14 protein-coding genes are annotated in these 14,197 nt (G+C 61.3%); 10 read left to right on the top strand and 4 right to left on the bottom strand.

What is annotated here, in order from left to right:
- Positions 1-100 precede the first annotated feature (100 nt).
- Genes AC1MEK_RS02160 through AC1MEK_RS02140 form a run of 5 tightly spaced genes read left to right on the top strand, consistent with a single transcriptional unit; the run spans position 101 to position 3,458 of the window.
- The gene (locus AC1MEK_RS02160; RefSeq protein WP_480394614.1) at positions 101-298 is read left to right on the top strand and encodes a cytochrome oxidase putative small subunit CydP; all 198 of its coding nucleotides are present in this window, start codon (positions 101-103) and stop codon (positions 296-298) included.
- Positions 295-1,884 carry a cytochrome ubiquinol oxidase subunit I gene (locus AC1MEK_RS02155; RefSeq protein ID WP_480394613.1) on the top strand — a complete coding sequence of 530 codons (1,590 nt, stop codon included), beginning with the start codon at positions 295-297 and terminating at the stop codon, positions 1,882-1,884. Before AC1MEK_RS02160 ends, AC1MEK_RS02155 begins: the two co-directional genes overlap by 4 nt.
- Before the next feature lie 10 nt (positions 1,885-1,894).
- A complete protein-coding gene (gene cydB / locus AC1MEK_RS02150; protein ID WP_480394612.1) occupies positions 1,895-3,037 on the top strand; it encodes a cytochrome d ubiquinol oxidase subunit II in 1,143 nt (380 codons plus the stop codon).
- 12 nt (positions 3,038-3,049) lie between these two features.
- The gene (gene cydX, locus AC1MEK_RS02145) at positions 3,050-3,166 is read left to right on the top strand and encodes a cytochrome bd-I oxidase subunit CydX (protein ID WP_480394611.1); all 117 of its coding nucleotides are present in this window, start codon (positions 3,050-3,052) and stop codon (positions 3,164-3,166) included.
- Positions 3,156-3,458, top strand: a complete 303-nt coding sequence (locus AC1MEK_RS02140; protein ID WP_480394610.1) for a cyd operon YbgE family protein — start codon at positions 3,156-3,158, stop codon at positions 3,456-3,458. The genes cydX and AC1MEK_RS02140 overlap by 11 nt, the downstream gene beginning before the upstream one ends.
- On the opposite strand, the gene AC1MEK_RS02135 is transcribed toward AC1MEK_RS02140, so the two are convergent.
- The 3 genes from AC1MEK_RS02135 to AC1MEK_RS02125 all read right to left on the bottom strand — a co-directional run bounded on the left by AC1MEK_RS02135 (position 3,446) and on the right by AC1MEK_RS02125 (position 8,304).
- On the bottom strand, positions 3,446-4,738 hold the full coding sequence (locus AC1MEK_RS02135) for an MFS transporter (RefSeq protein ID WP_480394609.1): 1,293 nt from the start codon (positions 4,736-4,738) through the stop codon (positions 3,446-3,448). The genes AC1MEK_RS02140 and AC1MEK_RS02135 overlap by 13 nt on opposite strands.
- Before the next feature lie 941 nt (positions 4,739-5,679).
- Complete coding sequence (locus AC1MEK_RS02130) at positions 5,680-6,981, bottom strand: MFS transporter (protein ID WP_480394608.1); 1,302 nt, start codon at positions 6,979-6,981, stop codon at positions 5,680-5,682.
- 111 nt (positions 6,982-7,092) lie between these two features.
- Positions 7,093-8,304, bottom strand: a complete 1,212-nt coding sequence (locus AC1MEK_RS02125; protein WP_480394607.1) for a pyridoxal-phosphate-dependent aminotransferase family protein — start codon at positions 8,302-8,304, stop codon at positions 7,093-7,095.
- A 164-nt stretch (positions 8,305-8,468) separates the two neighbouring features.
- Between AC1MEK_RS02125 and AC1MEK_RS02120 the strand changes: the two genes are divergently transcribed.
- Both AC1MEK_RS02120 and AC1MEK_RS02115 read left to right on the top strand, forming a co-directional pair.
- Complete coding sequence (locus tag AC1MEK_RS02120) at positions 8,469-9,194, top strand: GntR family transcriptional regulator (RefSeq protein ID WP_480394606.1); 726 nt, start codon at positions 8,469-8,471, stop codon at positions 9,192-9,194.
- Between the two features lie 431 nt (positions 9,195-9,625).
- Positions 9,626-9,874: a DUF2790 domain-containing protein gene (locus AC1MEK_RS02115; protein WP_480394605.1), complete on the top strand. Its 249-nt coding sequence runs from the start codon at positions 9,626-9,628 to the stop codon at positions 9,872-9,874.
- Positions 9,875-9,965: 91 nt separating this feature from the next.
- On the opposite strand, the gene AC1MEK_RS02110 is transcribed toward AC1MEK_RS02115, so the two are convergent.
- Positions 9,966-10,871 (bottom strand): LysR substrate-binding domain-containing protein, encoded by a 906-nt coding sequence (locus AC1MEK_RS02110; RefSeq protein ID WP_480394604.1) that lies wholly within the window; start codon positions 10,869-10,871, stop codon positions 9,966-9,968.
- 221 nt (positions 10,872-11,092) lie between these two features.
- On the opposite strand from AC1MEK_RS02110, the gene AC1MEK_RS02105 reads away from it, so the two are divergent.
- From AC1MEK_RS02105 to AC1MEK_RS02095, 3 genes are all read left to right on the top strand, one after another.
- On the top strand, positions 11,093-12,169 hold the full coding sequence (locus AC1MEK_RS02105; protein ID WP_480394603.1) for an ABC transporter substrate-binding protein: 1,077 nt from the start codon (positions 11,093-11,095) through the stop codon (positions 12,167-12,169).
- Positions 12,170-12,258: 89 nt separating this feature from the next.
- Positions 12,259-13,332, top strand: coding sequence for an ABC transporter ATP-binding protein (locus AC1MEK_RS02100; RefSeq protein WP_480394602.1), 1,074 nt, complete (start codon positions 12,259-12,261; stop codon positions 13,330-13,332).
- Entirely contained in the window at positions 13,319-14,191 is an 873-nt protein-coding gene (locus AC1MEK_RS02095) for an ABC transporter permease (protein ID WP_480394601.1), read from the top strand. The genes AC1MEK_RS02100 and AC1MEK_RS02095 overlap by 14 nt, the downstream gene beginning before the upstream one ends.
- Positions 14,192-14,197 lie beyond the last annotated feature (6 nt).

Raw genomic sequence — 14,197 nt, 5'->3', positions numbered from 1 at the left:
GCGTTCTGCCACACCCCACCCATTTCCCGCACTTGATCTGGATCAACAGTCCAGAAAACGCATGTAGGAAAAATACCTCGCCCCCAGACGAGTATTAAACATGCCCGGTCCCTTTGATTTCCTCAAACACCCCTTGGCGAAAGAAATCGGCCTGATCCTGTTGCTCAAACTTGTCCTGCTGATGGGAATCCGCAGCGTCTGGTTCGACGCTCCGGTCGACGTCGGCGACGACGGGGTGCAAGTCGGCCTGCATGTAATGGGTGCCCCTCCCGAACCTGATGAGAAGAACCCAAAATGATTTCGGAATCAGTCGTCGACCTGTCTCGACTGCAATTCGCAATGACCGCGCTGTACCACTTCATCTTCGTGCCCCTGACTTTGGGCATGACCTTCCTGCTGGCCATCATGGAGTCGGTCTACGTCATGACCGGCAAGCAGGTCTACAAGGACATGACCAAGTTCTGGGGCAAGCTGTTCGGCATCAACTTTGCCTTGGGCGTGACCACCGGGCTGACCATGGAGTTTCAGTTCGGCACCAACTGGGCGTATTACAGCCACTACGTGGGCGACATCTTCGGCGCGCCGCTGGCTATCGAAGGGATGATGGCGTTCTTCCTCGAATCGACTTTCATCGGCTTGTTTTTCTTCGGTTGGGATCGCCTGAGCCGCGTGCAGCATCTGGCCGTGACTTGGCTGGTGGCGATCGGCTCGAACATGTCGGCGCTGTGGATTCTCATTGCCAACGGCTGGATGCAAAACCCGGTCGGCGCCGAGTTCAACTTCACCACCATGCGCATGGAACTGACCAGTTTCAGCGAACTGGTGTTCAACCCGGTGGCCCAGGTCAAGTTCGTCCATACCGTGGCCGGTGGTTACGTCACGGGGGCGATTTTCGTGCTGGCGATTTCCAGCTGGTACCTGCTCAAGGGCCGCGACATCGGCTTTGCCCGGCGTTCGTTTGCCATCGCCTCGGCGTTCGGCATGGCCTCGATTTTGTCGGTGATCGTGCTGGGGGACGAATCTGGCTACGAGATCGGCGACGTGCAGAAGACCAAGCTGGCGGCCATCGAGGCCGAGTGGGAAACCGAACCGGCACCGGCGGCGTTCACCCTGTTCGGCTTGCCGAATCAGGAGCAGCAGCGCACCGACTACGCGGTGAAGATCCCTTACGTGATGGGCATCATCGCCACCCGCTCGGTGGACAAACAGGTCACCGGCATCAAGGACCTGGTCGGCGAGCATCAGGGCCGCATCCGCAACGGCATGGTCGCCTACGAGTTGCTGGGCAAGCTGCGCGCCGGCGACAAGAGCGAGCAGACGCTCAATGCCTTCAACGATGTGAAGAAGGACCTGGGCTACGGCCTGTTGCTCAAGAAGTACACCGACAAGGTGGTGGACGCCAACGAGCAGCAGATCCACCAGGCTGCGCTGGATTCCATTCCCCATGTCGCGTCGATTTTCTGGACCTTCCGCATCATGGTCCTCAGCGGTGCGTTGATGCTGCTGTTGTTCGCCTGCGCCTTCTGGGCCTCGGCGCGCAAGAACGAGACTGGCAAGCGCTGGTTGCTCAAGTGGGCCCTGTTCAGCCTGCCGCTGCCGTGGATCGCCACGCAGACCGGCTGGTGGGTGGCCGAGCATGGTCGCCAGCCTTGGTCGATCGGTGAAGTGCTGCCGGTGCATCTGTCGGCCTCGACCCTGTCGGCCGGCGATGTGATGGGCTCGATCCTGGCGCTGGTGGCGTTCTACACCGTGCTGCTGATTATCGAGATGTACCTGATGATCAAGTTCGCCCGGCTGGGCCCGAGCAGCCTGCACACCGGGCGGTATCACTTCGAGCGCCGCGAGAGCGACGTGAGCGCAGCCAAACAACCGGCGCTGGCCTGAGGAACGCATGATGTTCGATTACGAGACACTCAAACTGATCTGGTGGGTGCTGGTCGGCGTCCTGCTGATCGGCTTCGCCCTGACCGACGGCTTCGACCTGGGCGCGGCGATGCTGATGCCGTTCGTGGGCCGCAACGACACCGAACGGCGGGTGGTGATCAACACCATCGCCCCGCACTGGGACGGCAATCAGGTGTGGCTGATCACCGCCGGTGGCGCGCTGTTCGCCGCCTGGCCGCTGGTGTACTCGGCGGCGTTTTCCGGGTTGTACTGGGCGCTGCTGCTGGTGCTGTTCGCGTTGTTCGTGCGGCCGGTGGGCTTCGACTACCGCAGCAAACTGGCCAACACCCGCTGGCGGCAGAGCTGGGACTGGGGGCTGTTCGTCGGTGGGCTGGTGCCGTCGCTGGTGTTCGGTGTGGCCTTCGGCAACCTGTTGCTGGGCGTGCCGTTCCAGTTCGATGACACCTTGCGCTCCAGCTATCACGGCAATTTCTGGCAACTGCTCAGCCCCTTCGGCCTGCTGGCTGGTGTGGTCAGCCTGAGCATGCTGGGCCTGCACGGCGGCACCTGGCTGATGATGCGCACCGAAGGCGCGATTGCTCGTCGCTCCCAGCGTGCGGCGCAGTGGCTGTCGCTGGTATTTGTGCTGTCGTTCGTCGGCGCCGGCGTGTGGCTGGCGCTGGGCGGTATTCAAGGGCTGGCGATCACGTCGGCGTTCGATGCAGGCGCGGCGCTCAACCCGCTGTCCAAGACGGTTGCCGCCACCAATCACGGCTGGATGGCCAATTATCACGCGCACCCTCTGACCGTTATCGCGCCGCTGCTGGGGATTTTCGGCGCGCTGCTGGCGCTGCTGGGGGCCAGCGCAGGGCAGGGCAGAACTGCGTTCATGGGCAGCAGCCTGGCCATTGTCGGTGCCCTGTGCACGGCCGGGTTTGCGCTGTTCCCGTTCGTCATGCCGTCGAGCCTGGACCCTGCGTCGAGCCTGACCGTATGGGACGCGGTGTCGAGCCACAGAACCCTGGTCATCATGCTGGTTGCCGCCGCCATTTTCGTGCCGCTGATCCTCTGCTACACGCTGTGGTGCTACGCCCGCATGTGGGGCAAGGTCACTGACGCGCACATCGAACAGAACCCTCACGGCCTGTATTAAGGAGAGCTGACTATGTGGTATTTCGCCTGGATTCTCGGGGTGTTGCTGGCCTGCAGCTTCGGCATCATCAACGCCCTGTGGCTGGAGGCGTCGGACAGCGACGCGGTGGAGAACGCTGGTGAGCGCTGAGGCGTTGAACGCCCCGTTGCGGCATGCCGTCAGCCGGGCGCTGTCCCTGCTGATGGCGGTGCCCATGAGCCTGGTGCTGCTGATCCATCCGGCGTCGATGCTCGACGCCAACGGCCACTACTCCCACAGCCTGTTGATGCTGGTGATGTGGGGCGTGGCCGGTGGTTTCGTGCATGGCGTGGGCTTCGAGCCCCGGGCGCTGGCCTGGCGGGTGGTGTTCCACCCGCTGCTGGCGTGGGCCTTGATGGCCGCTGGGTACGGGATGTGGCTGATGGCGCGTCAGGCGCTCTGAGGCTGCGCCGCCTTGACCGCAGGCACGATGGACAGCGCAATCAACGCCGCGATGATGCACAACAGGCCCGAGATGAAGAAAGCTGGCAGGTAGGTGGCGAAGTGAGTGCGCGTCCATCCGGCGCCGAACGCGGCAAAGGCGGCGCCCAGTTGATGGCCGGCAAACACCCAGCCAAACACGATATTGGCCCGGGCAGGGCCGAACTTCTGCACCGTGAGTTTCACGGTCGGCGGGACGGTGGCGATCCAGTCCAGGCCATAAATCAGGGCGAAGAACGACAGGCCGTACACAGTGAAATCCGAGAACGGCAAGATGATCAGCGAGATCCCGCGAAAGCCGTAATAGAAGAACAGCAGCTTGCGGTTGTCGAAGCGGTCCGACAGCCAGCCTGAACCGATCGTGCCGAAGAAATCGAAAATCCCCATCACCGCCAACATGCTCGCCGCTATGGTGGCGGCCATGCCGAAATCGCCGCACATGCTGATGAAGTGGGTCTGAATCAGCCCGTTGGTGCTGGCCCCGCAAATGAAGAACGTCATGAATAGCACCCAGAACGTCCAGGTGCCGGAAACCTCGCGCAGCACCTTGAGCGGGGTCAGCAGCAGTTGGCCGAAGCTCTGGTTGCTGGCAGCTGCGGGCTGCACCTCGCTGTCGCCGTAGGACGGCAGTTGCAGGTCGGCCGGATGATTGCGCATCAGCGCGAGCACGGCGACACCGGCGATGACGATAGCCACGCAGATGCAGGTCAGCGCGGTACGCCAGCCGAAGTGTTCGGTGAGGTTGGCGAGCATCGGCATGAACACCAGCTGGCCGGTGGCGGAGCTTGCCGACAGCAAGCCCATGGCCATGCCGCGGCGCTGGGCGAACCAGCGGGTAGCGACGGTGGCGCCCAGGACCATGGCGGTCAGGCCCGTGCCGAAACCGACCACCAGCCCCCAGAGCACGACCAGTTGCCAGAACTGGGTCATGAACAGCGAGAGGATCATGCCGCTGGCGACCAGGGTCAGGGCGGACAGCACGACGTTGCGCACGCCGAAGTGGTTCATGAACGCGGCAGCGAAAGGGCCGGTGAGGCCGAACAGGGCGAAGCGGATTGCCAGCGCCGAGGAGATTTCGGCGGTGTCCCAGCCGAATTCGGCTTCCAGCGGTTTGATGAACACCCCCGGCGCACCGACGGCGCCGGCCATGACCAGCATGGTCAGGAAGGTCACGGCCAGGATGACCCAGCTGTAGTGGATGCGGCGGCGGGAGAGGGAGGCCGCAAGGACGGACGAAACCATGAGCGTTTCCTGGAGGGCGGGGTAAAAGGGAGTATGGTCGTGCGCCAATATGAACGCTCAGGAGGGGGAGGTTCGTCAAGCGGATATTTCTGGATGTTTCCGGTTTCGTCGAATCAAGATCAAGATCAAGATCAAGAGCGCTCTTCCTAACGTCAGATCTGTTTCGACTTCGTCGAGTTACTTGGAAAAGCCCCAAGTAACCAAGGGCTTTTGCTCCTGGTTTGGCCTCGACTTCGTCGAGGTTCCCTCACTCCGGCGATGTTCCGTGGGCCCGGCGCGAATGGGCCATCCATGGCCCCGCGCCTCGCGCGGCATCCTGCCGCTTGGCCCACTCCACATCGCCTGCGTTCGGCCTGCACCCAAGTCGCGATTTGTGGTGTCTGGGCTATCGCGCAGGAAGATCAAAAGCAATGGCAACGGCAGCGGCTGGTGTTGGCGATCTGCTTTTGATTCTGCCCGAAGGGCGTGGGAGCAAGTTTGCTCGCGATCTGGTGCGAAGCGGCAGCAAAACCATTCACCCTCACCGTATCAGGCACACTGCATGCTCCGGAATGACTGCCGCTTCGCGCCAGATCGCCGGCAAGCCGGGCTCCCACGCCCTCCGGGCAGAATCAAGAGCAAACTGCATCCTGCTCCTGCTCCTGCTCCTGCTTTTGATCTTCGTGCGCGATAGCCCAGACACCACAAATCGCGACTTGGGTGCAGGCTGAATGGAGGTCTCGCTAAGTGGGTCGAGCGGCATGGATGCCGCGAGAGCCGCGTTGGGCCATGGATGGCCCTTCGCGGCGGGCCCACGGAGCGGGACCGGAATGAAGGAAGTCCGACGAAGGAGGACCCAAACCAGGAGCAATGGTTTGGTTACTTTGCCGAAACAAAGTAACTCGGCGAAGCCGAAACAGGTCTGGCGTTAGCCAGATCAAAAAGGCCTCCGGACAAATACGCTATTTGGAAACCACCACAGACCCCGCCGTTTCACCCGCCTGACCTGGGACCGAAGGCTTCTCGTACACAAACCGATTCTGCGGCTTCATCGTAAACGACAACACCACCCCAATCGCCAGCAACGCAATGCTCACCATGAACGGCAGTTGCCAGTTACCAAACTTGTCGATCAGCAACCCTGCCACCACCGGGCTGATGATCGCCGCCATCGCCGAGCCGGTGTTCATCATCCCGCTGGCCGTGCCGCAATGATCCGGCGCAATGTCCATCGGAATCGCCCACATCGGCCCGATGGTCATTTCAGAGAAGAAGAACGCAATCGCCAGGCACGCCAGCGACACATACATGTCATGGGTGAACATCAACGGCACCAGCGCCACCAGGGTGCAGGTCAGGCAGATCGCGACCATACGGCTGCGGGCCCGATTCAAGTCGCCAGTGCGCTTGTAGATCCGGTCGCTGACGATGCCGCCCAGGGTGTCGCCGACCACGCCGCCGAAAAACACCAGCGAGGAAAAAATCGCCGTGTTCTTCAAGTCCAGCCCCATGTTCATGAAATACATCGGCACCCAACTCAGCAGCAGCCAGAGCGTCCAGCCGTAGCAGAAGTAAACGATGGTCACCGGCGCCATGCGCTTGAACAGGCGGCCCCACGGCAGCTTGATGTTGCTTTTGGGTTTGGGCGGCGGCAGCACATCCAGTTCCTGTTGCGAGATGCGCGGGTGGTCCTTGGGTTGTTCGGTGAACACCAGCATCCACAGCATCACCCAGACAAAACTGATGGCGGCGCAGACATAAAACGACTCGCGCCAGCCGTAGGCCGCCATCACCGCGACCATCGCCGCCGGGGCCAGGGCGTTGCCCAGGCGGGCGAAGGCGTGGGTGATGCCTTGGGCGAAACCGCGCTGATCTTTCGAGACCCAGCGCGACATGGCAGCGGTCGCGGCGGGGAAGGTCGCCCCTTCTCCGAGGCCCAGCAGCAGGCGCGCGATGATCAGCGAAACGAAGCCACCGGCCAGCCCGGTCAGCACCGTTGCACCGGCCCAGATGATGCCGCAGAACACCAGCGTGCGTTTGGCGCCGAAGCGGTCGCTGACCCAACCGCCGATGATCTGGAACACCAGATAGGGATACGCGAAGGCAGAAAAGACCAGGCCGATTTCGGTCTTGGTCAGGTTGAATTCCTTGCCGAAACCGACCGCCGCGGTACTGACGTTGACGCGGTCCAGGTAGGTGATGAAGTACATGGCGCACAGCATGATGAGCACCACCGTGGTGGGGCGCAGACGTAAAAACTTCATGTTCTATCTCCAGTTTCTTGTTGTTCGCGCCATGGCTGGCGCGTTGATTCGGGATAGTGAGTCAGTCGTACGTGGGCGCTGCGGCAGGGGCCGCAGCGCTTTAAGGGGCGATCATTCGCGGCGCAGCGGCACCGATTGGCCTCCCAGGTAATCCATGGCGGCCAGCACGCCGCTCGATTGCAGTTTCACACCGGCCATCTGCAGGCCCATCTCGCAGCCGGTAAGCGTAGCCATCAAGGTCAGATCGTTACAGTCGCCCAGGTGGCCAATGCGGAACATGCGCCCCTTGACCTTGCCCAGGCCTGTGCCCAGCGACATGTCGAAGCGCTCGTAGATGATCTTGCGCACCTGGTCGGCATCGATGCCTTCGGGCGTCATCACGCCGGTCAGCACCGGGCTGTACACCGCAGGGTCCGCGCACTGGATTTCCAGGCCCCAGGCGTTGACCGCCGAACGGCAGGCGTGGGCCAGACGGTTGTGACGGGCGAAGACATTGTCCAGACCTTCGCCCAGGATCATGTCCAGTGCTTCAGACAGGCCATAGAGCAGGTTGGTGTTGGGCGTGTACGGCCAGTAGCCGGTCTTGTTCATCTCGACGATTTCTTCCCAGCCCCAGAAACTGCGCGGCAGGCCGGCGCTTTTGCTCGCCTGCAGGGCCTTGGGCGAGAGGGCATTGAAACTGATGCCCGGCGGCAGCATCAGGCCCTTCTGCGAGCCGGACACCGTGACGTCCACGCCCCATTCGTCATGGCGATAATCGGCCGAGGCGAGGCCGGAAATGGTGTCCACCAGCAGCAGCGCTGGGTGTCCGGCAGCGTCGATGGCGCGGCGCACCGAGGCAATGTCGGAGGTCACGCCGGTGCTGGTTTCGTTATGCACTACGCACACGGCCTTGATGCGATGGCCAGCGTCGGCGCGCAGGTGCGACTCGATCATTCCGGCGTCGACCCCGCCGCGCCAGCCTTCGATGCCCGGCTTGCCGATGAACTGCGGCTTGAGCCCGAGGCTCAGCGCCATCTTCTGCCACAGCGTGGCGAAGTGGCCGGTCTCGAACATCAACACTTCATCCCCGGCACTCAGCGTGTTGCACAGCGCCGCTTCCCAGGCACCGGTGCCGGAGGCTGGATAAATGACAACCGGATGTTGGGTCTTGAAGATTTTCTTGATGCCGTCGAGCACTTTGAGCCCCAGTTCGGCGAACTCTGGGCCACGATGGTCGATGGTGGGGTAACTCATGGCGCGCAGGATGCGATCCGGCACCGGGCTGGGCCCTGGAATCTGCAGAAAATGACGGCCGGCGGGGTGGAAATCGAGCTTCAGCATGGGGCGTTCCTCTTGTTTTTGTATTTTGAATGCAAAATACGTTAGCACCCCATTCGCCTACGTCAATGGATGAATTTGAGCTAATATCAGCCGCAAATGGCCTGCTTTAAGTATAAGAATCACCCCGGAATACCGCTTTCCGTGATGCAGTAGAGGAATCTTGCATGCAAAATTTCGAGCCGTCGGGCACCACTCCCGATCCGCGTCTGTCGCTCAAGGTCGAGCGTCAGCGCCTGCACGACATCGTCGTCGAGCACCTGCGCAGCTTCATCACCGAAGGCGTTTTGCCGCCCGGTACCAAGCTCAACGAGCGCGAACTGTGCGAAACCCTCGGCATTTCCCGCACGCCGCTGCGTGAGGCCCTGAAAGTGCTGGCGGTAGAGGGCCTGATCGAGATCAACCCCAACCGCGGCGCCAGCGTTTCGCGCATGTCGGAAATGGAGATCCGCGAGACCTTCGAACTGATGAGCGGTATCGAAGCCTTCGCCGGCGAGCTGGCCTGCGAGCGCATCACCGCCCAGGAGCTGGAAGACATCAAGGCGCTGCATTACGCCATGGTGGTGAGCAAGAACCAGAACGACTTGCCCGGCTACTACCAGCGCAACCGCGCCATCCACGACCTGATCAACCTGGCCGCGCGCAACAGCGCTCTGCGTCAGGTGTACCTGTCGCTCAATCGACGCATTCAGGCGCTGCGTTATCTCTCCAACCAGCAGGCACCGAAGTGGGAGCGGGCGCTGCACGACCACGAAGAAATGATCGAGGCGCTGCAGGCGCGGGACGGCAAGCGCCTGAGCGAAATCCTGCGCCATCACCTGCTGGAAAAACGCGACGCGATCATGCTGATGGTGCGCGCGGAAGGGGAACACCCCAACTCGATCCGCCGCTAACGCACAGCTACCTACTCCCCGTAGCGGCTCGGCTTGCCGGCCGTGCCGTCCTTAAGATCGCTCCCGCGGGCAAGCCCGGCTGCTACGGGATTTTCGGCGTGCCGGGGATCGGCGGATCACCTTCGCCCGGTAGCAGCACGGCTTGCCGGCGGGAGCGCCCTCAAGATCGATCCCGCCGGTAAGCCGTGCTGCTACGATTGTGTTCCTGCTATATGAAAAATCTATAAAGTTAGTTTAAGTTTTATATCGCTAGTTAAAGTAATAGAGTCTTTCCGGAATCGAAACAATCGCGCTTATATCGACGTGGGTAATGTTTCCTATCGACCGTTAATATTTTTCAACGCAACGATAACGCGCAAGAATCAGCACCAAGGCAAACGAACACAACGGTTTGCCTACTGATCCGATTACCTCACTTCTGGAGATTCAAAATGAAATACGTTGCCTTCGCCGCTCTCTCGTTCTTCAGTGTGTTCGCCTCTGCTGGCGAGCTGACTCAAGCCGAAAAATACAACCAGCACAAGGGTCTGGACATCGCCAAGGTCTCCAGCGTCACCACCGCCCAAGACCCTGAAAAAGTCGACGGCCTGGTCAAATCGAGCATGGTGTATGTCGACAGCAATGGCGCCACCCATACGCTGGATTACACCACCATCGGCTACGGTCGTCAGAACGGATGATTAAATCCGGATTAACAGCCCCGCAAGAAGTTGAATAAAAACGCTGCGTTGATCGCAGCGTTTTTGTTGTTGTCGCTCGCCTCTCTCAAACTCATCTCTGGCGTACCACGCCAAACATCTCCTCATAAAAGTCCTTGAGCGTCTCGACAAACTCCTCCGCCAACCGTGTGCGTGCATGGGCGGCCGGCCAGATCACGTAGGTCGGGAACAGAATCTCGGGTTTGAACGGCCGGATCGCGATTGCCCGATGCTCATAATCGTGAGCTACCAACGGATGGGCGAGGGTGATGCCCATGCCCAGCGCCACCATTTCGCAGTTGATCGCACTGTATTGCGCTTCTACCGCCATGACCCGTTCAACGCCCGCTTGCTCGAACAGGCCATCGACCAACGAGCGAGTGCCATCGCCATGGCACAACGAGACGAAGGTTTCGCCTTCCAGGTCCGTGAAGGTGATGTGGTCGCGTTCGGCCAATGGGTGTGCAGCAGGGAGCACGCAGACCGCAGGAATCATCGCCAGCAATTCGCTTTGCTCGGTGCTGGCGTCGCCAGGGTGGACCACGATGCCGATGTCGCAGAACTGCGACTTGACCCACTGCTCCACGGTCTGGGACGAGTTTACGTGCAGCGAAACCGTCAGCTCCGGACGCGAATAGGTGAATGCCTTGAGCGCGCGGGGGATCATGCTGAGCCCCGTCGAGGGCACGGCAGCCACCCGCAGGCGGCCGGTGCCCAGATTGCGAATGTTCTTGGCCGATAGCCTGAGTGAGTCCATTCCGACATAAGCGCGCTCAACTTCCTGAAAGAACGCCTGGCCCTCCTGGGTCGGAATCAGCCGCACCCCGGCGCGCTTGAACAGCGTCAGCCCGGTGCTCAGTTCCAGCTGGGAAATCAACCGGCTCACGTTCGGCTGCGAGGTGTACAGCACCTCAGCGGCTGCCGTCATCGAACCCAAACGCATGACGCTTCGAAACGCTTCGATCTGTCTGAGATTCATGACGCCTTCCATATCAAATATGAATAACTAACCTGGATATCCGTATTTGACCATATGAGAGAGCCGTCGCAATACTCGAATGGCAAACCCATAGCGCACATGAAGATGCGCCGCCCCGCGATGGACTTGCGGGGAGCATGCACCGTGCATGCAAGGCTTCGGCTTCGGTTGAAGCACTGACGCATTGTTCGATCTGCCCTCATGCACTTCGGAGATAGTCTGTGAATAGCCTTGAATCGTTTCCAGCAGCACAGTCGTTTCGTCCCTTCCAGCGCGCAGCGCTTGCCCTTGCCGTGACACTTGCAGGATTGGCCAGCAGCCAGGCCTTTGCCGAGCCCACTCTTTATGTGGCTGGCGTCGGCGGCTCCACCGAGCAGATGTACAAGACCCAGGTCATTCCTGCCTTCGAAAAACTGCATAACGTCAAGGTGGTGTATGTCGCGGGTAACTCCACCGAAACCCTGGCCAAGCTCCAGGCGCAGAAGGGGCGTCAGCAGATCAACGTGGCGATGATGGACGATGGCCCGATGTACCAGGCGCTGCAACTGGGCCTGTGCGAGAAATTGAGCGATGCACCGGTGTACAAGGATCTTTACCCGCTGGCCCGGCTGAGCCCCGAAGCCACTGGCATCGGCGTGGTCGCGACCGGGATCGGTTACAACGAAGAGGCTTTCAAGAAGCGTGGCTGGGCGGCGCCGGACTCCTGGGAGAACCTGACGGACCCGCGTTATAAACAGCTGCTGGGGATGCCGCCGGTGACCAACACCTATGGCTTGCACACCCTGGTGGAGATGGCCCGCTTGCGCGGTGGCGGTGAGAAAAATATCGACCCCGGCTTTAAAGCCCTCAAGGATGAAATCGGCCCCAACGTGCTGGCCTGGGTCGCGGCTCCGGGTGAGATGGACGGCATGATGCAGAACGGCGATGTGGTCATGGCCGTGTACGGCAGTGGCCGTGCCGTAGCGTTACAGAGCACCGGCTTTCCGCTGAAATTCATCTACCCCAAGGAAGGCGGTATCGCCCTGCAGATCGCGGCCTGTGGGGTCACTCCCAACGCACAGCCGGAGCTGTCCCAGGCGTTCATTCAGTACGTGCTGTCCCCCGAAGTTCAGGAAATCCAGGCGAAAGCCAACGGCTTTGCCCCGGTCAATCAGACCGTCAGGCTGACCCCCGATATCGCCTCGCGCATGCCCTATGGCCCCGAGAAGGTCAATGCGTTGATCAAGGTCGACTGGGACACGATCAACCAGCAACGGGGTGAATGGACGACCCGCTGGAATCGCACGGTCGAGCGCTGATCGCCCGTCTGATCAGGGCTGCGGTCCGACTTCCCATTCCTTGCGCACACCCCTCCTGGAGACGCAGGCCCGCGCCTGCGTGAAACGCCATGGCATTTCTCACACTTGAAGGCATCGTCAAGACGTACGGCAGTTTCAAGGCCATTGACGGTTTGAACCTGGAAGTCCGGCACGGTGAATTCATCGCCCTGCTCGGGCCTTCCGGTTGTGGCAAGACCACCACCCTGCAATCGATTGCAGGTTTCGTTCAGCCCACCGAAGGGCGCATCGTGCTGGATGGCCGCGACATCACCCATGTACGCCCCGAGCAGCGCGGGCTTGGGATCGTGTTTCAGAGCTACGCGCTGTTTCCGCACATGACCGTGGCACAAAACATCAGCTTCGGCCTCGAAATGCGTGGCGTACCCAAGGCCGAGCGCAGCAAACGCATCGCCGAGGCGCTGGGTCTGGTGCGTCTTGACGGGTTGGGCGAGCGCTACCCCAAGGCGCTTTCCGGTGGGCAGCGCCAGCGAGTGGCGATTGCCCGGGCGCTGGCGATCCGCCCGAACCTGTTGCTGCTCGATGAGCCGATGTCCAACCTCGACGCCAAACTGCGTGAAGAGATGCACATCGAGTTGCGGGCGATCCAGCGCGAACTGGCCATCACCACGATTCTGGTGACCCATGACCAGGTCGAGGCCATGACCATGAGCGACCGCATCGCCGTGATGCACAAAGGCCGCATCGTGCAGATCGATACGCCGTACGAGGCTTATGAACGGCCTCATTCGCCGTTCGCCTCGGCGTTTCTGGGCAAGACCAACGCCTTCGCCGGTGCCGTGCAACTGCGCAATGCGCGTTGCTGCCATGTGCAGGTCCACGACACAGTGCTGCATGTGCCCCACGAAGACCGCTCGCTGGGCAACGACGTCAACGTGTACATCCGCCCGGAAAAGATCGGCCTCACACCTGTCGGCAGCGGGCGGGTCACCGGGCGCATCCGCTTGCGGGTATTTCTCGGCAACCTGTGGCTGATCGCGGTCGAAAGCCATCTGGGCCTGGTCCACATGACCCAGCCGAACCTCGGCACGCCACCGCCGGAGGAAGGCTGTGAAGTCGGGCTGGACTGGTCTGATGACGATTTGCGCCTGCTGGATCGGGAGGTCGCCCATGGCCAGGTATGACGCCGAACACATTGGCGCCGCGCCCTGGATACTCAGCGGTCCGGCGTTGCTGGTGTTCATCGCGCTGTTGCTGGCACCGCTGCTGCTCACCGCAGTGCTGTCACTGAACCTGTTCAATGACAGCGAAGGTGTGGTCGCGGCCTACAGCCTGGGCAACTATCTGGAGGTGTTCAAGGACGACTACTTCCACGATATTTTTCTGCGCACCGGTGGTATGGCGCTGGCCGTGACGCTGCTGTGCGTGCTGCTGGGCATTCCCGAAACCATCATCATTGCCCGCATGGCGCCGCGCTGGCGTTCGCTGTTCTTGCTGGTGGTGCTCGGACCGCTGTTGATTTCGGTGGTGGTGCGCACCCTCGGCTGGGCGATTCTTCTGGGCAATAACGGCCTGATCAATGACGCCTTGCAGGCACTGGGCATTACCGAGCAACCGGTGAAGATGTTGTTCACCCAGGTCGGCGTGATCATCGCGCTGACCCATGTACTGGTGCCGTTCATGGTCATCGCGGTGTGGGCGACCCTGCAGCGGCTCGATCTGCAAGTGGAGTGGGCGGGCCTGTCGCTGGGTGCCTCCAGGCTGACGGTGTTTCGTCGCATCATCCTGCCGCAGATCATGCCCGGTGTGCTCTCGGGATCGATCATTGTGTTCGCTCTGGCCGCTTCGGCTTTTGCCACCCCCGCGATCATCGGCGGGCGACGCCTGAAAGTGGTCGCCACCGCAGCCTATGACGAATTCCTCGGCACCCTCAACTGGCCCCTTGGCGCGGCTATCGCGATGCTTCTGCTGGTCGCCAACCTGATCATCATTCTGGGTTGCAGCAAGCTGGCCGAACGTCGCTTCAAGCAAGTCTTCGAGTAGACGACC

Source organism: Pseudomonas sp. 2 (genome assembly GCF_056627435.1).
Note: the sequence above shows the minus strand (reverse complement) of the source record. Positions and strands in the feature narration are given on the sequence as shown.